The sequence below is a fragment of the Clostridium polynesiense genome, assembly GCF_000820705.1.
GTDB lineage: Bacteria > Bacillota > Clostridia > Clostridiales > Clostridiaceae > Clostridium_AA > Clostridium_AA polynesiense.
In genome coordinates, this window is record NZ_CCXI01000012.1 from 77,853 (window position 1) to 97,648 (window position 19,796).

Genomic DNA, 19,796 nt, shown 5'->3' on the forward strand with positions numbered 1-19,796 from the left:
AGTGCTTGTAATTAATACTAAAGAATAAAAAATATTAGGAGGTAATATTTATGAAACTTAAAGGATTATTATTATCATTGACTGCAGCGGCGGTTATACTAACGGGATGCGGTTCAAAGGGTACTCAGAATAATGATGCCAAGAAAGAAGGCGAAAAGAATCCTGATGTAGTTTCCGGAGCATCTATTGCCAAAGATGAACAATCTCTTGAAAAAGCTCTAAGCAAGGATGGTACATGGATTATAGTTTTAAAATCTGATTTAACATCAAGTAAGGAATTAGTGATGGAAGGAGAGTTTACTAAAGCAGATAAAAACGATGCCTCTAAAAAAGTTCCTGCAGGACGTAAATTAGCTCTTTATGATCAGGATGATAAGAGGAATAAGACTGCTTCGTATACTTTAAAAGCTCCTAAGTTAACTATAAAAAGTGAAAATGCAAAAATACAAGGTGGTACTTTTGTAGGAGACGTATATGTTGAAGCTAAAGACTTCTCCATCGTAGATGGTAAAGTTGAAGGAAATGTTTATTTTGCTAATGAGGAAGCACAAAAGACATTTAAAACTGACAAAGGTACTGTAACAGGAAAAACTGAAATTAAAAAATAAAAAGTAGATTTAAATAGAAAGAGGTCTGAGTTTAATTCAGGCCTTATTTTTATGGATATAATTTATTTTGAACTTTATTTTGAAAAGCAGTCATATGTGATATAATTAAAAAAATAATAGATAAGGAGTACACTATGGAGAATAATTTTTACACAAAGCAGGAAGAAATAGTAAATGCCATAACTCATGGTGCCGGGGCGGCTCTGGCTATAGCAGCTTTAGTAGTTCTTATAGTATTTGCAGCACTGAAGGGAACAGTTTGGCATGTAGTCAGCTTTTCCATTTATGGTGCTTCATTGGTCATTCTTTATTTAGGTTCTACCTTGTATCATTCCTTAACCAATGTTAAGGCAAAAAGGATTTTTAGGAAATTTGATCATATGTCGATATACCTATTGATAGCCGGAACTTATACTCCTTTTTGCTTAACTGTGCTGAGAGGCTATGTAGGCTGGACAATATTCGGAGTGGTATGGGGATGCACTGTTATAGGCATCATATTTAAAGCCATTTCCATAGGCAAATGGGATAGGTTATCTACTTTATTATATATACTTATGGGCTGGATAATAATTATAGCTATTAAGCCCCTTAGTTCAGCTATGACTCCTGCAGGAGTTACGTTTTTAGTTTTGGGAGGATTGGCGTATACAGGAGGAGCGTTCTTCTATATCAAAGACAAAATACGATTCAATCATGGAATCTGGCATCTTTTTGTAATAGTAGGAAGTGTCTTTCACTTTTTCTCAGTGATGACGCTTTTGTAAACTAAAAATAAGCCATACTGATTAACTAAAGGTTAATTAGTGTGGCTTACTTTTATTATCATTTATATTAAAGACATTTTATCAGTTTTTATATTATACTGAAATTACGCTTCAGAAGATGTCCCTGATTCAGAAGCGTCAGCTTCAGCGGTTTCTTCAAGATCCTTGTACATAACTGAAGCGTTTACCACAGCTAGAAGGGTTTCAGGATCTGTTAACAGGGTAATATTATCAGGAAGCTTTATATCCTTTGCATAGAGTTTGTCCTCAAATTGCATCTGTGAAACATCTATATCAAAGTGCAGAGGAATATCTTCTGCGGGACCCTGCAGCTCCAGTTCAGGCTGAAGTGATTCAAGAACAAGTCTATTAAGCTGTAAATTTTCACGGCCTGTATAGGTAATAGGAATATTCATTTTTACTACTTCATCAGACTTAACATGCTGGAAGTCTACATGAATAACTCCATCGCCTAAATGTTCTTTTTGAACTTCTTTAACTAAACATGACCATTTTTTATCATTAATTTCTAATTTTAGAATAGAACCTTTTGAATTATATTTTAATACTCTTGCCAATTCTATGCTATCCACCTTAATAGGTATATTTTTATCCATGGAACTTCCATAAATTATTCCAGGAACTATACCATCTCGCCTTAAAGCTTTAACTCTTTCCTGGGGATTTCTTTCCATCACATTAATTGCTGACTGTGACATAAATAACACCTCTTTCTTATTGTCTCATTAAACCAATAAAAAATAGTAAAGTTATTAAATAACTTATTACTATATGATTATTCTACATTAATATAACTTAATATAAAGCTTTAGAGGAAAAGGTTAACCTTTTATTAAACTATTGTTTACAATGTTTATAGTTAGTTATCATATAGTTAACAATTAGTTAGAAAATTCTTAAAATAATATAGGTAAATATATGAAATTACAACCTTGACTAAGTTGTACGTACAGGATATAATGATATTATAAAACAACTTGTACGTATAGGTTTTCTTGAAAATGATTACATCAAGAATTTATTAGGAGGTAGAATCATGGGTAAATATTCAAATGAAGCCGCTGAGCTCCTTAAGTATATAGGAGGCAGTGAAAACATCGCTGCAGTATCACACTGTGCCACCAGAATGCGATTTGTTCTTAATAGGGCAGAAGCTGCTGATATTCCCAAAATTGAAGGAATTAAAGCGGTTAAAGGCACTTTTACTCAAGCTGGACAGTTTCAAGTGATAATAGGAAATGAGGTTCCCTTATTTTACAATGACTTTGTACAGGCTGCAGGAATAGAAGGGGTAAGTAAGGATGTAACTAAAGTGGCTGCCAGAAAAAATATGAACTGGCTTCAAAAACTTATTTCTCATCTTGCGGACATTTTTGCACCTCTTATACCTGCAATAGTTGTAGGAGGTTTAATACTTGGATTTAGAAATATAATCGGAGATATTAAGCTTTTGGAAGACGGTACCAAAACTCTGGTAGAGGTTTCACAGTTCTGGTCTGGCGCTCATGCTTTTCTGTGGCTTATAGGAGAGGCTATATTTCATTTTCTTCCTGTAGGGATTACATGGTCTATTTCAAAGAAGATGGGAACCACACAAATATTAGGAATTGTTTTAGGTCTTACCCTTGTATCCCCCCAGCTTCTTAATGCTTATGCCGTTGCCGGTGCAGATAAAATACCGGTATGGAATTTTGGTTTTGCACAGGTTCAGATGATTGGATATCAGGCTCAGGTTATTCCGGCAATTTTGGCAGGCTTCCTTTTATCTTATTTAGAAATTAAAATCAGGGATTGGGTTCCTTCTTATATTTCAATGATAGTGGTGCCTTTCCTTTCTCTTTTGCCAACGGTTTTAATAGCTCATGTGGTTTTAGGTCCTATTGGCTGGAAAATAGGTTCGGTTATATCAAATGTAGTATATTCAGGATTGACTTCTAATTTAAGATGGCTCTTTGCAGCTGTTTTTGGATTTGTATATTCTCCTTTGGTTATTACGGGACTTCATCACATGACAAATGCTATTGATCTCCAGCTTATGGGGGAAATGGGAGGAACAAATCTGTGGCCTATGATAGCCTTGTCTAACATTGCACAGGGATCTGCAGTACTTGCTATGATATATTTGAACAGAAAAAATGAAGAGGAAAAACAAGTTTCAATACCTGCTGCCATATCATGCTATTTAGGTGTTACTGAACCTGCAATGTTTGGTATAAATCTTAAATATATCTTCCCTTTCCTGGCAGCAATGATAGGTTCCTCTATAGCAGCGGTTATTTCCGTAGGAAGCGGGGTAATGGCAAACTCCATAGGAGTAGGAGGACTTCCAGGAATCTTATCTATTAAACCTCAGTTCATGCTAATGTTCTTCATAGCAATGGTAACAGCAGTGATAGTACCCTTTGTGCTTACTATAGCCTTTGCTAAGAAAAAAGTCGGAGTAAAGCAGTATAAAACCATTGAAGCTAAAGCTAAAGCATAAAAACAAATAAGGGAGGGGGGAAGCCTCCTCCCTTTTATGTTATACAATGAAATTAAAGGAGCAGATATACATGAAGGATTTTAGAAAGAGCATAATCTATCAAATATACCCAAAATCTTTTTATGATTCTAACGGAGATGGTATAGGTGATTTAAAAGGAGTTACTGATAAATTAGATTATCTGAAATATTTAGGGGTGGACTGCATCTGGCTTACACCTTTTTATCTCTCGCCACAGAGAGATAACGGTTATGATATAGCTGATTATAGGAATATAGATCCTCAATTCGGTACCATGGAGGACTTTCAGGAGCTTATAAAGGAAGCGGAAGAAAGAGGTATAGAAATTATGCTTGATATGGTATTTAATCATACCTCCACAGAGCATCCATGGTTTAAAAAAGCACTTCAGGGTGACAAAAACTACAAAGACTATTATATATTTAAAAAGGGTTTCAGGGGGAAACCTCCCACAAATTGGATATCAAAGTTTGGTGGTTCAGCTTGGGAATATGTTCCGGAGCTTGGGGAATTCTACCTTCATTTATTTGATAGCACTCAAGCGGATTTAAACTGGGAAAATCCCAAGGTAAGAAAAGAAATATATGATGTGATAAATTATTGGATAGACAAAGGGGTAAAAGCCTTTAGACTGGATGTCATAAATTTAATATCTAAGCCTTCTGTCTATGAAGATGATGATGTAGGAGACGGTAGGAGATTTTATACCGATGGCCCTAAAATCCATAAATATCTGAAAGAATTAAACAAAAAAACTTTCAGCAGACATGGTAATATAATATCTGCAGGGGAAATGTCTTCTACTTCCATTGACAATTGTATAAGATATACAAATCCTAAAGAAAAAGAGCTGTCAATGGTATTTAATTTTCACCATTTAAAGGTAGATTATAAAAATGGTGATAAGTGGACGTTAATGGACTTTGATTTTTATGAATTAAAAAAGATATTAAATAATTGGCAGTGCGGTATGGAAAAAGGGCAGGGATGGAGTGCTGTATTTTTATGCAATCACGATCAGCCAAGAAGCGTATCAAGATTCGGAGATGATGATATTTATATAAACGAGTCTGCTAAAATGCTTGCTACATCAGTACACATGATGAGGGGAACCCCATTTATATATCAGGGAGAAGAACTGGCAATGACCAATCCTTATTTTAATGATATAGAAGATTACAGGGACGTCGAATCTATAAATTATTATAATATACTAAAACATCAGGGGAAAAGTGAGCAGGAAATAATTAAAATACTTCAAAATAAATCCAGGGATAATTCCAGAACCCCTATGCAGTGGAACTTTGAGAAAAATTCCGGCTTTACTTCAGGAGAACCATGGATTCCTATAAGTAAAAATTATGATAAAATAAATTCTGAAGAAGCTCTTAAAAATCTAGATTCTGTTTTTTATCACTACAAACAACTCATAGAGCTTAGGAAAAAGTATGATGTCATAGCTTATGGAAGCTATATTCCTTTACTTGAAGAACATACTGAAATCTTTGCATATATAAGGGATTATAAAAATGAAAGGATCGTTGTTATTAATAACTTCTATGATGGAACTCCTGTATTTAGACTTTCAGAGGAGTTTAAAACAACATATATTAAATCAAAGATTTTAATTTCGAATTATAAAGACAGTGCTGAATATGGTGAAGAAATAGTACTACGTCCCTATGAGTCTGTTGTCTATTATCTTGAAAAAGAATAATGGGGATGGTAGAATGTTCTAGGGTGAAGCAAAATGGATAGTAAATACTCGATAATATATAATGATATATTAAGCAGGATTGAAAACGGAGATTATGAGCCCAATAGTAAACTTCCTTCAGAGAATGAACTGATGCAGCATTTTAATGTATCCCGAGACACTGTAAGAAAAGCTCTTAACTTGTTAGAAGAAGCAGGATATATTCATAAAATAAAAGGAAAAGGCTCTCTTATATTGGATATAAATAAATTCAATTTTCCAGTATCAGGAATAACCAGCTTCAAAGAATTATCCAAGGATATGGGAGTGGAGGCAAAAACTTTTGTGGAGGAACTGAAGGTAGTGAAACCGGGAAGATTTCTTAAAAGCAATTTAGAGCTTACATCAGAAGATGAGGTTTGGAAAGTTATAAGAGTCAGACAGTTAGGAGATAGAAAAGTCATTTTAGATAAGGACTTTTTTAATAAAAAAATAATTCCAAACTTAACCAAGGAAGTATGCGAAGATTCTATTTATGAATATATTGAAAAAGAGCTGAAGCTTAAGATAGGATTTGCTAAGAAGGAAATAACCGTGCAGCAGTGTACTGAGGAAGATAAAAAACTTCTGGATTGCGAAGGCTATAATATGATAGTGGTAGTGAGAAGCTATACTTATCTGGATGACACCAGCTTATTTCAGTATACTGAATCCAGACATAGACCAGATAAATTTAAATTTGTAGATTTTGCAAGAAGAACCAATTAAAGCTGAAAGCATGTAATAAAGTCAATTTGAGCTGATACCTCTAAATATATTGAGGCATCAGCTTTTTAACGAGAAAAAAATATTTTAAAAAAATTATAAAAACTATTGAGATTTAAAAATAATTATAGTATATTCAGTTATGGTTATAATTATTCCGAAATATGGAGTAATTATAAATTAAATTAATAACTTCTTTTTGGCATATTAACGCCATAAGGAGGTTTTTTATTTTTTGAAAAATTGATTTATTAAAGGGGATGTTACGGTGTGAAAGACGATGTTTTCGTTGAACTGCGAAATGTTTGTAAAAGTTATGATCAAGAGGAAACAGTAATAAAGAATCTGGACCTGGAGATTAAAAAAGGAGAATTTTTAACGCTGCTGGGTCCTAGCGGATGTGGAAAGACAACAACCCTTAGGATGATTGCAGGATTCGAAAGCCCTACAAGCGGGCAGATTATCATTGATAATGATAATGTTACTGAAAAGGCACCTTTTCAAAGGTGCGTTAATACTGTTTTTCAAAATTATGCTCTATTCCCTCATATGAATATTTTTGATAATGTAGCCTTTGGATTAAAGATGAAGAAGGTGGGTAAGGAAGAAATAGCAAGCTGGGTTGAAGAAATGCTGAAGATCGTACAGCTGGAAGGCTATGAAAAAAGAATGCCTGCTCAGTTAAGCGGCGGTCAGATGCAGAGAGTGGCAATTGCCAGAGCATTAATCAACAGGCCAAAGGTTCTTCTTTTGGATGAACCCCTGGGAGCTCTTGATTTAAAACTTCGTAAGCAGATGCAGTTAGAACTTAAGCATCTTCAAAGACAGCTGGGCATAACCTTTATATTTGTTACTCATGACTAAGAGGAAGCCTTAACTATGTCTGACAGAATTGTAGTTATGAACGGCGGAACGGTGGAACAGATAGGTACACCGGAAGAACTGTATGAACAGCCTAAAACAAAATTTGTGGCAGATTTTCTTGGAGAAACCAATATTCTGGAGGGAGAAGTTATAAAATTAAAGGAAAGAGAAGTTCTTCTCCACCTGGAACAAGAAAGCGATATAATAAGGATACCTAACCGTCAATATGTTATGGGTGATAAATTTATAGTATCCATACGTCCTGAAAGGATAAAATTTAAGTATGCTCCTGAAGAAGGAGATGTATGGCTTCCCTGTAAGATAAAAGAAAGAATTTATAATGGAGCTGTTATTAAAAATGTAGCTCTTTTAAATAACGGAAAAGAAATTCTAATTAATGAACCTATCGGAGAAAGCTTTACCCTTAAAAATGCAGATGATGAGATATTTGCAACCTGGAGTACAGATAAAACTGTAGTCATCAAGGCATAAGGGGGAGTGACAAATGAAAAAAACTTTTTCCAATAAAGATACAAAAGGAATTTTGTCAACAATACTGCCGGTATCACTTTGGATGACAGCATTTTTCGTGGTTCCGCTGCTTTTAATATTTGTTGTAAGTTTTCTCACAAGAGGAGATGCTGGAGAAATAGTTTATAAATTTACATTATCAAACTATGCAAGGCTTTTTGACAAACTTTATGTAGTGATATTTTTGAAATCTCTTTTTATAAGTATTTTAACGACATTGATATGTCTGATTCTTGGATATCCTTTTGCTTTTATAATTGCAGGAGCAAATAAAAAAATAAAGCCTATAATGCTATTGCTCATAATACTTCCCTTTTGGACTAATTCCTTAGTCAGGACTTATGCTATGATTATACTGCTTAGAACAGAAGGGATAATCAATACCCTTTTAATTAATATAGGACTTATACAGGAGCCTTTAAAGCTTATGTATAATAATATTGCAGTTATTATAGGTATGGTATATATGATGTTTCCATTTATGGTGCTTCCTCTTTATGCATCCATCGAAAAGCTGGATTTCAGAATACTTGAGGCAGCGGATGATTTAGGAGCAAGGCCTATTAAAAAGTTTATTAACGTGACGCTTCCATTAACCAGATCAGGAATACTATCAGGGTCTATATTAGTGCTGGTTCCTACTCTTGGACTGTTCTTTATTACAGATCTTATGGGTGGAAGTAAGGTGATGCTTATGAGCAATGTAATTAAAAATCAATTTCTCACTGCAAGAGACTGGCCATTTGGCTCGGCTATATCCGTTATTCTTATGATAGTAATGATAATAGTTATATTTTACTACACCAGATTGGGCGGAGATACAAAAAAGGGGAGGGTACTTTAGATTATGAAGAAAAAAAACAGTAATATATATAAATCCCTCTATATGTTTATTATGTATCTATTTTTATATATACCTATAATGGTGCTTATTGTATTCTCATTTAATGAATCAAAGCTTAATGTAGTATGGACAGGTTTTACCTTTAAATGGTATAACAGCCTGCTGCATAATGCAGGAATACTGGAAGCGGTTAAGAATTCCTTTATTGTAGCAGCGGTTAGTACTGTGATTTCTGTAATCATTGGTACCTTTGCAGCTTTAGGTTTATATAAATATAAATTTAAGGGTAAGAATATACTAGATTCTGTCCTTAATATACCCTTGGTTATTCCTGAAATAGTAATGGGAATATCTTTACTGGCATTTTTTTCAATGGTTAAGCTTCCTACGGGAAGGGTTGCACTGATCATAGCTCATGTAACCTTCAGCATCGCTTATGTAATTTCTGTAGTAAAGGCCAGGTTAGAAGGGTTTAACAGTTCTTTAGAGGAGGCTGCAATGGATTTAGGAGCAACTCCTTTTGAAACCTTTATCCATGTTACTCTTCCGGTGATAATGCCGGGAGTTATAGCAGGTGGATTATTAGCCTTTACTTTATCCTTAGATGATGTTATCATCAGTTTCTTTGTTGCAGGAGCGGGAAGCATGACTCTTCCTTTAAAGGTATTTTCCATGGTGAAGTTTGGGGTTACTCCTGAAATAAATGCTTTATCTACAATAATAATAGTATTGACCTTTATAATAGTGGGTCTTTCTCTTTTCTTGAAAAATATCAATCTTAATATGAAAAGGGTAGGAACTATAATACTATCAATAGTTATTATGACCTCTATTATGGGATACAGCCTCTTTAGCTTTGCAAAGGGGTCAAAGGGGCCAAAGCAGGAGCTCAATGTATTTAACTGGTCTGAATATCTGCCTCAGTCTGTCATAGACAAATTTGAGGAAACCTATAATATAAAGGTAAATTATTCAACCTTCTCCTCCAATGAAGAGATGCTGGCCAAGCTTATGGCAGGAGGGGGGAACTATGATATAGCTGTAGCCAGTGATTTTATGGTGGAGGTTTTGACAAAACAGGGGTTAATACTCGAGATTAACAAAGAAAATATCCCTAACATTAAGAATATGGGCTCTCAATTTATGTCGCTGCCCTTTGACAAGGAAAATAAATACAGCCTTCCGTATATGTGGCTTGCAGGGATAATAGCCTACGACAGTTCAAAAATTCCGGAAGGAACTATTACAGGTTATGAGGATTTGTGGAAAAGTGAATTAAAGGATTCTTTAGTGGTTCTGGATGATCAAAGAGCGATTTTAGGAATAACCCTTAAAAAACTTGGGTATTCCATTAATGAAACTTCCCTAGAGGCATTAGCAAAGGCTAAAGAGGAATTTAAAAAGCTAAAACCTAATATAAAGGCTTACGACAGCGATAGCCCTAAAACAAGTCTTATTAACGGAGAAGCAAAGGCGATATTTGCCTGGGGGGCAGAAGGAGCCGTAGCTCAAAGGGAAAATCCAAAGATAAAATATGTGATACCAAAGGAAGGACTTTTCCTTCAGCAGGATAATTTTGTTATTCCTAAGGATGCGAAAAATGTTAAAGCTGCAGAGCTTTTTATTAACTTTATTATGGAACCTGAGATATCTGCTGAAATTTCTAAGCATTTCCCTTACGGAAATCCTAACACTGCTGCGTATCCTTTAATCGGAGATGAAATCATGGAAAATATAGCGGTTTATCCTCCGGAAGAAGAGCTTAAAGGAGGAGAATACCTCAAGGACGTAGGAGATAAAATAACTATATTTGATAGAATATGGTCAGAAGTAAAATAAAGCAATAAATTAAGCCTTAAAAATGCTGAATATTTAAAAGCATTTTTAAGGCTTTTTATTATATAAACATAATAAATTTAAATTAAACCAGAGATATTTTTTCAATTCTAACAGAATATTCTCCATCAGGGCACTCCACAATAACTTCTTTTCCAAGCTTTTGCTTATAAATAGCTTTTCCTAAAGGCGATTCAATGCTTATCATATTTTTAAGAGGATCTGACTCTATGGTGGTAACTATTTTAAAGTCTTCTGCATATTCATCCTCTATGAAATTTAAAGTCACTGTTTTGCCAAGACCTACCTCATCAGTATCAGTGTTATCCTTTATTAAGGTTGAAGTGTTTATCATTCTTTCTAAATATCTTATTCTTCCTTCGTTTTGGGCTCTATCTCTTTTAGCAGCTTTATATTCGAAGTTTTCACTGAGATCTCCATGAGCTCGGGCTTCTTTTAAATCTTCATTAATTTTACGTCTTACTACAATTTTACGATGTTCTATTTCATTTTTTAGCATTTGAACTGCTTCTTCAGTAAGGTAGTTATGCAATTTAATCCTTCCTTCTTAATATATTTTCTATTAATATTCATCATAGCATAATTTACAGTAAATTTCCAGTAATGGCATATCTTTAATGAAGTGTATTTGTAAAATCAGAGGGGTAGGCTCTAAGTGATATTTTGAATAAATATAAATATATTAAGCATACTATATTTTGATAATTCATTTCAAGAGGTGAGTATATGATTGAAGGGTTAGTGGTGGCTGTAAGGTCTGTTATAGGTTTTTTTTCTCTGCTTATTTTTGCCAGAATATTAGGAAAACAGCAGATAAGTCAGCTGAATTTTTTTGATTATGTTTTAGGTATAACCATTGGTTCTATCGCAGCCTCATTAACTACGGATTTATCCAGCAGGGCATGGCCGCACTGGATAGGTTTGCTAACCTGGGCTGCTTTAGGGCTCTTAATGGAATATGCCGCAATGAAATGGCGTTACTGCGGTAAATATATAGATGGAGAGCCCACTATCATAATAATGAAGGGAAAGATACTGGAGGAGGGATTAAAAAAGGTAAGATACAGGGTTTCTGATATTATGGAACTTCTAAGAAATAAAGATGTTTTTAATTTAAATGAAGTTGAATTTGCAATTATTGAGCCTAATGGCCAGCTTTCAGTACTTAAAAAGGCGGAACAGCAGCCTGTTACTAAAAAAGACTTAAACCTTTCTTCTAAACCGGTAGATATAAGTACAGAAATTATTTACGACGGATTGATTTTTGATGAAAATCTCAAAAATTTAAAGTTAGATAGAAATTGGCTTAAGAAGGAGCTTAATAAACAGGGAATCAAAAATCCTGAAGAGGTTTTTCTAGCTACTATAGACCATAACGGTGAATTATATGTGGATAAATACAAGGACTACATAAATAATGGTGTTGATATAGGTGATTATAAAGGTCCTTATTAAAATAAATATTACCTTAATAAAGGAGACATTATGAGAAAATTTTTGGTAGTATCTATACCTATTGCTACAATAGCTGTATTTATGATAATAATGCTCAGCGGAAGCATATTAAAACGCCCTTTGGGAAATGATGATAACTTTCAAGGCTCCGTTGATGCTGTAATGCAGGATGTGCTTGAAGAGGACTGGGAAAGAGCAGATAAAGATGCTGAGAAGCTTAATGAAGTATGGAAAAAAATACTTAGGAGAGTGCAGTTCAGTGCTGAAAGAGATGAAATAAATGCTCTTAGTGCAAGTCTTGCAAGACTAGAGGGGGCTATCTTAGCTGAAGATAAAGCTTCAGCAGTAATTGAGCTTTGCGCATCTCTTGAGCATTGGGAGGGGTTAGGAAGATAAAGTAATAGGAGATGATTTTATTGTTTAAAAATACAGATATAAGAAAGTATATTGTCTTTGCATGGGGACTTGCATTTATTCTCCTCTGGGGTGTTTTTTATTACTTAACCCCTGAAAAAACTCTTATCAGATCTATAAACAGTATGGAGAAATCCATAACAGAGGAGGATTGGAGCAGTGCTGAAAGATATTTAGATGAATTTAAAAACAGCTATTATCAGAGGAAGGTCATTATACAAACAAATAATGCTTCTGAAGCCTTTATAAGCTTTAATTATAATCTTGGTCAGCTGGACTACTGTGTTAGAAATAAAGAGTCCTCAGCCCTGGACTATCTAGGAGCTTTAAGGTACTCCTTAGATTATGCTATAAAGCCTTTTGCAGGACCTTAAATACATCTTAAAGAAAGGAGAAGGTTCCTATAAATAATTATCTCTTTATACACTCATAATATCAAGGAACCTCATTACATATGGAATACGTAGTATCTTACACCATAAGAATTGTGTTGGTTTATCTCTTTACCTATATCTGTGCAAGAATATTAACTAAAAAAGCTATAGCACAAATGTCTGCTTATGAGTTTGCCGGATTAATGATACTTGCCAATGTTGCTGCAGAACCTTTAGTGGATAAAATAGTTATAAAATCCATATATGGAACAGGTGTATTAGTGCTTCTTATGTTTATAAGCGCAAAGCTTTCCCTTATTAACAAGCTTACACCAATAATGGAGCATACCCCTTTAGTTATTGTAAATAAGGGAAAAATACAGATGGATAACCTAAAATATTTAGGCCTCAGCTTAAATCAGTTTATGGGACTTTTAAGGCAGCAGGGATATAGCGATGTTAATGTCTTAGATATGGTAATTATGGAACCTCAGGGAAATCTATCAGTTTTTCCAACAGGAGACAGGCAACCTGTAACTTTAAAAGATATAAATATAAAATCTCAGGATTCAGGATTCACTATTCCTTTGATTATGGATGGAAAGATTATTCATATAAATCTGCAGCATATACATAAGGATAAATCCTGGCTTTTTGAGGAGCTGGAAAAACAAGGAATCGATGATTTTAAAAATCAAGTTGTCCTGGCGGCTATAGATTCTTCAGGAAAACTGATTATTTCAAAGAATAAAGCCTGAGATTTAAACTCAGGCTTTAAGGGTTAATTATTATAGAGTTAGCTCTTTAACTATTTTTTCGCATATTTCATGAGTTTTTAATGAGTCCTCTATAGTAATGGAAGGAATTTTATTTTTTTCTACAGAGCTTAAGAACTCACTGATAATCTGATAAAATCCTCTGCGATATAAAATAGGATCCCAATCGTTAAATTTTATTATCTCTTCTTTGCCATTTTCAAATTTAGTAGTTTCTACAAGATTGTCAATAAAGAATTTTTTATTGCTGCACATATATTCTAAAGTTTCCTCAGAGATTCCGCTGTTTCTGTTCATTATGCCAATAGCTGTGGTGGTATTGTTAGATAACTGCAGAACTATATTATAAAGAAGTTTTTCTTTTTTTAAGGAATTTATATTAATGTTCATATTATCCTCATCCATAAGAAATCTAAGGGTATCTACTACGTGTATAAAATCATCAAATATAAACCTTCTTACATTATCAGGAAGGTTAACTCTGTTTTTTTGTATTATTATAATATCAGGTTTTTGATTATCTTTTAAACTTTTATACATTGGAGCGAATCTTCTGTTAAATCCTACCATTAATATCTTATCCTTTTTTGCTGAAAGCTCAGCAAGATTTAAAGCATCCTCATAATAATAAGAAATAGGTTTATCTATATAAACGTTGATTCCGTTTTCCAACAGCATTTTTGCTGTTTCTGTATGGGATTCTGTAGCGGTATGAACAAAGGCTGCATCAATCCCCATAGATATGAGTTCCTTCAGGGAAGTTGTATGTTCCTTAATTCGATATTTATTGGATAGCTTATTTAGCTTGTTCACATTTCTTGTACAAAATACTAACTCTATATCTTCTTTAGAAGTAATAACAGGAAGATAAGCTTTTTCAGCAATATTACCCAGACCAATAATTCCAACCTTCATAAATATACCTCCTAATAATTTAATTCCATATTTTATTAGTATAATTATAATAGAGCATCTAGTTAATGACAAACAAATAATAATGTAGTAAATTAAACATTAATAAAAAGGGAAAATAGGGGGAGAATTATGAACAAGCTTAAAGTCTTGCTGGCTATGCTTTTATTTGGAAGTATAGGACTTTTTATTAGGAATATACCATTAAGTTCAATAAATATTGCTTTTTTAAGAGCTGTTATAGGAAGTCTTTTTTTATTTATATACAGTGTAAGCAGGAGAAAGTTTAAAAAGTCAGGAGAAGGAGAATCTTATAAACCATATGCTTTTAAAGGTGAAGTAAAAAATAATATTAAGCTTCTGATTATATCAGGTATGCTTTTAGGCTTTAACTGGGTTTTTCTATTTCAAGGCTTTAAGCATACAACTATTTCAAATGCAACTTTAGTTTATTATTTTGCTCCGGTTTTTATTATAATAGCATCTCCTATTGTTATTAAAGAAAGTTTTAGTAAAATAAAGGCAATTAGCATATTTACAGCTGTAATTGGACTGTTCTTAATACTGGATATTAAAGGAGCTGGAGAAATAGGATATTTAAGCAATATAAAAGGAATTGCTTTTGCCTTATTAGCAGCAGTTTTTTATGCTTCTGTGGTGTTCATAAACAAATTCATTATAAATATATCTGATTACAGGCGTACTCTTTTTCAGTTAACTTCTGCTGCAGCAGTACTTTTTCCCTTTATTTTATTTCAAAAAGAGGGATATGCTTCTATAATTCTAAAGTTTAAACATATATTAACCCTTGACTTAAACACATGGGTATTGATAATCATTGTAGGAATAGTTCATACAGGATTAAGCTATCTTTTGTACTTTTCTGCGTTAAAGGATTTAAATGCTCAATCTGCTGCAATACTCAGCTATATAGATCCTATATCTGCAGTAGTATTTGCTTCAATATTTTTAAAGGAGAAAATGACTTTGCTGCAGTTGATTGGAGGAATACTTATATTAGGTTCAACGCTTTTTAGTGAAATAATTACTGATAAGGCAAGGACTTAATAATTATATTGAACAGCCTTAATCATGAAAAGCACCGATATTCTTCTGCCGGTGCTTTTCATGATTAAATACAATATTAATTTTAGATTGCTACATAAAACATTTTAAAACTGTTACAATAATTATTTTTATATCTATAAATATATTATTTTTACTTATATATTTTTTATTAAGGGAAATTTTGTGAGGCATGATGATATTTATATAATAATCTTCCGGATTTTCAGAATCCTTTAAGAGATCATTTTCCTTTCTGTAGGCAATAGATGCATAATCAGTTATTCCGGGTTTTACCCTTAAAACCTCCTTTTGCTCTAAGGTGTAAAGTTCTACATATTTTTTCACCTCAGGTCTGGGGCCAACAAAACTCATTTCACCTCTAAGGACATTTATAAGCTGAGGAAGTTCATCCAGCTTATATCTTCTTAAGAATACTCCGGATTTTGTTATTCTTTCATCATTTTTAACCGTTATCTGTCTTCCGGTTTTTTCAGCATCCACCACCATGGTTCTAAACTTATAAATATAAAAGGGCTTTTCATTTATACCTATCCTTTCCTGTTTAAAAAACACAGAACCTATAGAGGTAAGCTTGATTATGAGTGAAACTATCAAAAGCACAGGGGATAGAACAATCAAACCGGTGAAAGAAAAGAAAACATCAAATATCCTTTTTAATATCCTGTTTAATGTGGTACCCATTGAAATCTCCTGCTATATACATTCTTTTACAATACGAGTAACTGTACTTATAACATAGTTAACATCTTCTTCTTTCATAGAAGGGTAAAGGGGAAGAGAGAGGATTCTTTCAAAGGTTCTCTCGCATATAGGGAAGTCTCCCTTCTTGAAGCCAAAAGTTTTTTTGTAATAGGGCTGAAGATGGAGGGGAATAAAGTGCACGCTTGTTCCTATATTAGATTCTGTAAGCTTTTCTATAAATATATCTCTATTAATATTAAGAACTTTATCATCTACCTGAATGGCGTATATATGCCAAGCGTGTCTTCCGTAAGGGTTTTCTTCCGGTATTATTATCCCAGAAAGATTATTGAAAGCTTTACTATACATATCTGCATATTTGCTCCTCAGGCTCTGCATGTGCTCAAGCTTATTGAGCTGCTGCAGACCTAAAGCCGCTTGTATATCCGTCATATTATACTTATAACCTGGATACTGAATTTCATAGTACCAGTTGCCTCCCTTTGAATATCTGTTCCAGGCAGTTTTGCTCATTCCGTGCAGGCTTAAAACTCTAGCTTTTTCTGCAATGCTGTCATCGTTTGTAGTAAGCATTCCCCCTTCTCCCGTAGAAAGATTTTTTGTAGCATAAAAGCTGAAGGAGGTGGCATCAGAGAGGGAACCGATTAATTTATCCTTATAGGTGGTAAATAATGCATGAGCGGCATCTTCAGAAACAAAAAGCTTATACTTATCTGCTAATCGATGAATTTTATCTAAATCTGCAGACTGGCCTGCATAATGAACGGGAAGGATGGCTTTAGTATTCGAGGTTATTTTTTCTTCTATTTTATCTACATCTATGCATAAGGTATGAGGATTTATATCAACAAAAACCGGTTTTCCTCCACAGTGGATTATAGTATTTACACTTGCTGCAAAGGTAAAAGGAGTAGTTATAACTTCATCCCCAGCACTGATTCCTGCACATATTAAGGATAAATGCAGCGCTGCGGTACAGGAATTTAGAGCCACAGCGTGCTTTACACCGATAAAATCAGCGAATCTCTTTTCAAATTCATGGGTTTTTGGACCTTTTGATATCCAGTTGGATTTTAAAGCTGCCACAACTTCTTTTTCTTCTTTTTCATCGAAGCAGGGCTTAGCGTAAGGTATAAAATCTCTCATTATATTAATCTCCTTTACTTATAATCCTGCTCTTTGATCTTCAGTGAATTTAACTTCCAAGTAATGAATTTTCTTATACCTTCCTGAAAGGGTATCGTGGGCATGTATCCAAGCTGTTTTTGGGAGTGACTTATATCCGCAGAGGTGATTTTCATATCTCCGGGCTGTAAAGGGAGCAGCTGTAAGTCAGCTTTTTTATTTAATGTGTTTTCTATAGTTTCCACCATACTTTTTAGTGATATTGATTTATCCCCTCCAAGGTTGAAAATATCGTATTTTTTTATTTCATCATTTTCTATCCAATGGACTGCGCCTAATATTCCCTGAATTATATCGCTTATATAGGTATAATCTCTGGAGGAGCTTCCATCTCCATAAAAGGGGATTTTAATGTCATTAATAATTGAATGGGAAAACTTATGAATTGCAAGGTCCGGCCTCTGCCTTGGACCATATACTGTAAAGAAACGAAGGCAGGCAATACTCATATCATATAAATGGTGGTAATTATAGCATAATAGTTCTCCGGATTTTTTTGAGGCTGCATAAGGAGAAATTGGCTTATCTACACTGTCTTTTTCGGAAAAAGGAATTTTGTTATTATTTCCGTACACTGAAGAACTGGAGGCAAATATAAATTTTTTAATTGATTTTTTTCTGCATTTTTCCAGTAGTCTTAAGGTGCCTTGAACATTAACATCAAAATAAAGCAGTGGATTTTCTATAGATTTTCTAACCCCTGCCATGGCGGCAAGATGGATAACCATATATATATTTTGGGTATTAAATAGGCTTTCAAGTACGGATTCTTCTCTGATGTCTCCCTCAGTCAGGAGAAAATTGCTCAGGGGTATTTTACGGTTATTCATGGTGAGATGTATCTCTTCTATATTTTTTCTTTTAATAATTGGGGGGTAATAAGAGTGGAAATTGTCCAGTATTATTACCTTAAAGCCGTTTTCAAGCAGGGCTTCTGTTAAGTGAGAACCAATAAAACCTGCTCCACCGGTAACTAGAATAGTTTTCATATTCAATCCTTCCTTACCTTCCTACGGATATATAAATAAATCCATTTTGTTTTAGTTTTTCCGGGTCATAAATATTTCGTAAATCAAAGAAGTGGTTCCCCTTCATTAAATTTTTTATTTTGGATAAATTCAGATTTCTAAACTGATTCCATTCAGTTATTATGATAACTGCATCTGCATCCCTGCAGGCTTCATATTCGTTGATACAGTAAGTGATGGAGGCTTTTATATTTTCAAATATACATTTAGCTTCTTTTAGTCCTTGAGGATCGTAGACTCTAAACCTTGCTCCTTTTTCAAAGAGGGAATTTATAATTGTAATAGAAGGGGCTTCTCTCATATCGTCGGTTTCAGGTTTAAAGGATAGGCCTAAAACTGACAGAGTCTTACCCTCAACATTTTCCATAGCACTAATGATTTTTTCTGCCATTCTTCTTTTTTGATTTTCATTTGCTATTATAGCTGCTTCAACGATATTTAGGGTGCAGCGGTTATCCTTTGCGGTTTTTGTTAAGGCTTTAGTATCTTTGGGAAAGCAGCTTCCTCCGTAGCCCGGACCTGCATGAAGAAATTTAGAACCTATCCTGGTGTCCATTCCCATACCCTTTGATACCTGCTGAATGTCAGCGCCAACCTTTTCACAAAGCTCTGTAAGTTCATTTATGAAAGCAATTTTTGAGGCTAAAAAAGCGTTAGAGGCATATTTTATAAGCTCAGCGGTTTGAAGGTTAGTAATTAAAAAGGGAGTTTCATTTATATATAAAACTCTGTATACCTCCTTCATAATATCAATAGCTTTTTGAGAATCAGCTCCAAGCACGACTCTTTCCGGATGGATAAAATCTCTCACAGCAGCACCTTCTCTTAAAAACTCAGGGTTTGAAACTATATCGAAGCTGAAGTTTACTTTTCTCCTTTTTAATATATCCCCTATAGCTTCCTTTATCTTTAATCCCGTTCCTACAGGAACAGTAGATTTGTTAACTATGACTTTATAACCGTTCATATAGGATGCAATTTCTTCAGCAGCTTTTAATACATATTGGAGATCTGCACTTCCGTCCTCCTTGGGAGGAGTACCTACAGCAATAAAAATAACTTCATTTTCTTCTACAGCTTTTTTTGTATCAGTAGAAAAATTCAGCCTTTTATAATAACAATTTTTTTCAATCATAATATCTAATCCAGGTTCATATAATGGAACTATTCCATTATTTAAAGCATTAATTTTTTCTGTATCATTATCTATACAGGTAATTTCCATGCCGAAATCAGCAAGGCAGGTACCGCTCACAAGGCCTACATAACCTGTACCTATAACTGCAATCTTGTTCATAATTATTTTCTCTCCTTTATGAGGTAAGTGTTTAGAAAGAAATGGTTTAAGCTTTGAAAAACAGCAGTGTTTTTGCTTCGGATAAGATCTGTAAAAACATCTAGTATA

19 protein-coding genes and 1 pseudogene are annotated in these 19,796 nt (G+C 33.9%); 13 read left to right on the plus strand and 7 right to left on the minus strand.

All coding sequences use genetic code 11. The annotated features are described in order from the left end of the window. Nucleotides 1-50: 50 nt before the first annotated feature. Nucleotides 51-608: a hypothetical protein gene (locus TA89_RS02050; RefSeq protein WP_040210435.1), complete on the plus strand. Its 558-nt coding sequence runs from the start codon at nt 51-53 to the stop codon at nt 606-608. A 134-nt stretch (nt 609-742) separates the two neighbouring features. Beyond that, nucleotides 743-1,375 (plus strand): PAQR family membrane homeostasis protein TrhA, encoded by a 633-nt coding sequence (gene trhA, locus TA89_RS02055; protein WP_040210436.1) that lies wholly within the window; start codon nt 743-745, stop codon nt 1,373-1,375. A gap of 104 nt (nt 1,376-1,479) precedes the next feature. Here the strand turns inward: trhA and TA89_RS02060 are convergent, their stop codons facing one another. After that, a complete protein-coding gene (locus TA89_RS02060; protein WP_052447272.1) occupies nt 1,480-2,094 on the minus strand; it encodes a 50S ribosomal protein L25 in 615 nt (204 codons plus the stop codon). Between the two features lie 338 nt (nt 2,095-2,432). Between TA89_RS02060 and treP the strand changes: the two genes are divergently transcribed. From treP to TA89_RS02090, 6 genes and pseudogenes are all read left to right on the plus strand, one after another. Then, complete coding sequence (treP, locus tag TA89_RS02065) at nt 2,433-3,878, plus strand: PTS system trehalose-specific EIIBC component (RefSeq protein ID WP_040210437.1); 1,446 nt, start codon at nt 2,433-2,435, stop codon at nt 3,876-3,878. A 70-nt stretch (nt 3,879-3,948) separates the two neighbouring features. Next, on the plus strand, nt 3,949-5,616 hold the full coding sequence (gene treC / locus TA89_RS02070; RefSeq protein ID WP_040210483.1) for an alpha,alpha-phosphotrehalase: 1,668 nt from the start codon (nt 3,949-3,951) through the stop codon (nt 5,614-5,616). Nucleotides 5,617-5,649: 33 nt separating this feature from the next. Further along, nucleotides 5,650-6,363, plus strand: a complete 714-nt coding sequence (gene treR / locus TA89_RS02075) for a trehalose operon repressor (RefSeq protein ID WP_040210438.1) — start codon at nt 5,650-5,652, stop codon at nt 6,361-6,363. A gap of 267 nt (nt 6,364-6,630) precedes the next feature. Then, nucleotides 6,631-7,716: pseudogene (locus tag TA89_RS02080) on the plus strand (ABC transporter ATP-binding protein). 13 nt (nt 7,717-7,729) lie between these two features. Continuing rightward, nucleotides 7,730-8,599: an ABC transporter permease gene (locus TA89_RS02085; RefSeq protein ID WP_040210439.1), complete on the plus strand. Its 870-nt coding sequence runs from the start codon at nt 7,730-7,732 to the stop codon at nt 8,597-8,599. 3 nt (nt 8,600-8,602) lie between these two features. Beyond that, nucleotides 8,603-10,438, plus strand: coding sequence for an extracellular solute-binding protein (locus TA89_RS02090; protein WP_040210440.1), 1,836 nt, complete (start codon nt 8,603-8,605; stop codon nt 10,436-10,438). 82 nt (nt 10,439-10,520) lie between these two features. Here TA89_RS02090 and greA read toward each other — a convergent pair whose 3' ends face one another. Further along, a complete protein-coding gene (gene greA, locus TA89_RS02095; RefSeq protein WP_040210441.1) occupies nt 10,521-10,988 on the minus strand; it encodes a transcription elongation factor GreA in 468 nt (155 codons plus the stop codon). 194 nt (nt 10,989-11,182) lie between these two features. Between greA and TA89_RS02100 the strand changes: the two genes are divergently transcribed. The 4 genes from TA89_RS02100 to TA89_RS02115 all read left to right on the plus strand — a co-directional run bounded on the left by TA89_RS02100 (nt 11,183) and on the right by TA89_RS02115 (nt 13,457). Then, the gene (locus TA89_RS02100; protein WP_040210442.1) at nt 11,183-11,911 is read left to right on the plus strand and encodes a YetF domain-containing protein; all 729 of its coding nucleotides are present in this window, start codon (nt 11,183-11,185) and stop codon (nt 11,909-11,911) included. Between the two features lie 30 nt (nt 11,912-11,941). Then, on the plus strand, nt 11,942-12,307 hold the full coding sequence (locus tag TA89_RS02105) for a DUF4363 family protein (protein WP_040210443.1): 366 nt from the start codon (nt 11,942-11,944) through the stop codon (nt 12,305-12,307). A gap of 20 nt (nt 12,308-12,327) precedes the next feature. Then, nucleotides 12,328-12,699 (plus strand): DUF4363 family protein, encoded by a 372-nt coding sequence (locus TA89_RS02110; protein WP_040210444.1) that lies wholly within the window; start codon nt 12,328-12,330, stop codon nt 12,697-12,699. A gap of 80 nt (nt 12,700-12,779) precedes the next feature. Next, a complete protein-coding gene (locus tag TA89_RS02115; RefSeq protein ID WP_040210445.1) occupies nt 12,780-13,457 on the plus strand; it encodes a DUF421 domain-containing protein in 678 nt (225 codons plus the stop codon). A 30-nt stretch (nt 13,458-13,487) separates the two neighbouring features. Here the strand turns inward: TA89_RS02115 and TA89_RS02120 are convergent, their stop codons facing one another. Then, the gene (locus TA89_RS02120) at nt 13,488-14,390 is read right to left on the minus strand and encodes a Gfo/Idh/MocA family protein (RefSeq protein WP_040210446.1); all 903 of its coding nucleotides are present in this window, start codon (nt 14,388-14,390) and stop codon (nt 13,488-13,490) included. Nucleotides 14,391-14,519: 129 nt separating this feature from the next. Between TA89_RS02120 and TA89_RS02125 the strand changes: the two genes are divergently transcribed. Beyond that, on the plus strand, nt 14,520-15,455 hold the full coding sequence (locus tag TA89_RS02125) for a DMT family transporter (RefSeq protein ID WP_052447273.1): 936 nt from the start codon (nt 14,520-14,522) through the stop codon (nt 15,453-15,455). Between the two features lie 90 nt (nt 15,456-15,545). Here the strand turns inward: TA89_RS02125 and TA89_RS02130 are convergent, their stop codons facing one another. The 4 genes from TA89_RS02130 to TA89_RS02145 are packed head-to-tail and all read right to left on the minus strand — an operon-like array spanning nt 15,546 to nt 19,688. Then, nucleotides 15,546-16,157 carry a sugar transferase gene (locus tag TA89_RS02130; protein ID WP_040210448.1) on the minus strand — a complete coding sequence of 204 codons (612 nt, stop codon included), beginning with the start codon at nt 16,155-16,157 and terminating at the stop codon, nt 15,546-15,548. Between the two features lie 12 nt (nt 16,158-16,169). Further along, nucleotides 16,170-17,324 carry a DegT/DnrJ/EryC1/StrS family aminotransferase gene (locus TA89_RS02135; RefSeq protein WP_187119255.1) on the minus strand — a complete coding sequence of 385 codons (1,155 nt, stop codon included), beginning with the start codon at nt 17,322-17,324 and terminating at the stop codon, nt 16,170-16,172. A 14-nt stretch (nt 17,325-17,338) separates the two neighbouring features. Beyond that, complete coding sequence (locus tag TA89_RS02140; RefSeq protein ID WP_040210450.1) at nt 17,339-18,352, minus strand: GDP-mannose 4,6-dehydratase; 1,014 nt, start codon at nt 18,350-18,352, stop codon at nt 17,339-17,341. A 13-nt stretch (nt 18,353-18,365) separates the two neighbouring features. Continuing rightward, nucleotides 18,366-19,688 carry a UDP-glucose dehydrogenase family protein gene (locus TA89_RS02145; protein WP_040210451.1) on the minus strand — a complete coding sequence of 441 codons (1,323 nt, stop codon included), beginning with the start codon at nt 19,686-19,688 and terminating at the stop codon, nt 18,366-18,368. Between the last annotated feature and the right edge of the window lie 108 nt (nt 19,689-19,796).

Bases quoted from the DNA above. Each gene is read 5' to 3' on its own strand.
- TA89_RS02125 (WP_052447273.1), top strand. From the start codon at position 14,520: ATGAACAAGCTTAAAGTCTTGCTGGCTATGCTTTTATTTGGAAGTATA.
- TA89_RS02100 (WP_040210442.1), top strand. From the start codon at position 11,183: ATGATTGAAGGGTTAGTGGTGGCTGTAAGGTCTGTTATAGGTTTTTTT.
- TA89_RS02050 (WP_040210435.1), top strand. From the start codon at position 51: ATGAAACTTAAAGGATTATTATTATCATTGACTGCAGCGGCGGTTATA.
- TA89_RS02120 (WP_040210446.1), bottom strand. From the start codon at position 14,390: ATGAAGGTTGGAATTATTGGTCTGGGTAATATTGCTGAAAAAGCTTAT.
- TA89_RS02135 (WP_187119255.1), bottom strand. From the start codon at position 17,324: ATGAGAGATTTTATACCTTACGCTAAGCCCTGCTTCGATGAAAAAGAA.
- TA89_RS02115 (WP_040210445.1), top strand. From the start codon at position 12,780: ATGGAATACGTAGTATCTTACACCATAAGAATTGTGTTGGTTTATCTC.
- TA89_RS02130 (WP_040210448.1), bottom strand. From the start codon at position 16,157: ATGGGTACCACATTAAACAGGATATTAAAAAGGATATTTGATGTTTTC.
- TA89_RS02105 (WP_040210443.1), top strand. From the start codon at position 11,942: ATGAGAAAATTTTTGGTAGTATCTATACCTATTGCTACAATAGCTGTA.
- treC (WP_040210483.1), top strand. From the start codon at position 3,949: ATGAAGGATTTTAGAAAGAGCATAATCTATCAAATATACCCAAAATCT.
- treP (WP_040210437.1), top strand. From the start codon at position 2,433: ATGGGTAAATATTCAAATGAAGCCGCTGAGCTCCTTAAGTATATAGGA.
- treR (WP_040210438.1), top strand. From the start codon at position 5,650: ATGGATAGTAAATACTCGATAATATATAATGATATATTAAGCAGGATT.
- TA89_RS02145 (WP_040210451.1), bottom strand. From the start codon at position 19,688: ATGAACAAGATTGCAGTTATAGGTACAGGTTATGTAGGCCTTGTGAGC.
- TA89_RS02140 (WP_040210450.1), bottom strand. From the start codon at position 18,352: ATGAAAACTATTCTAGTTACCGGTGGAGCAGGTTTTATTGGTTCTCAC.
- trhA (WP_040210436.1), top strand. From the start codon at position 743: ATGGAGAATAATTTTTACACAAAGCAGGAAGAAATAGTAAATGCCATA.
- TA89_RS02085 (WP_040210439.1), top strand. From the start codon at position 7,730: ATGAAAAAAACTTTTTCCAATAAAGATACAAAAGGAATTTTGTCAACA.
- TA89_RS02060 (WP_052447272.1), bottom strand. From the start codon at position 2,094: ATGTCACAGTCAGCAATTAATGTGATGGAAAGAAATCCCCAGGAAAGA.
- TA89_RS02090 (WP_040210440.1), top strand. From the start codon at position 8,603: ATGAAGAAAAAAAACAGTAATATATATAAATCCCTCTATATGTTTATT.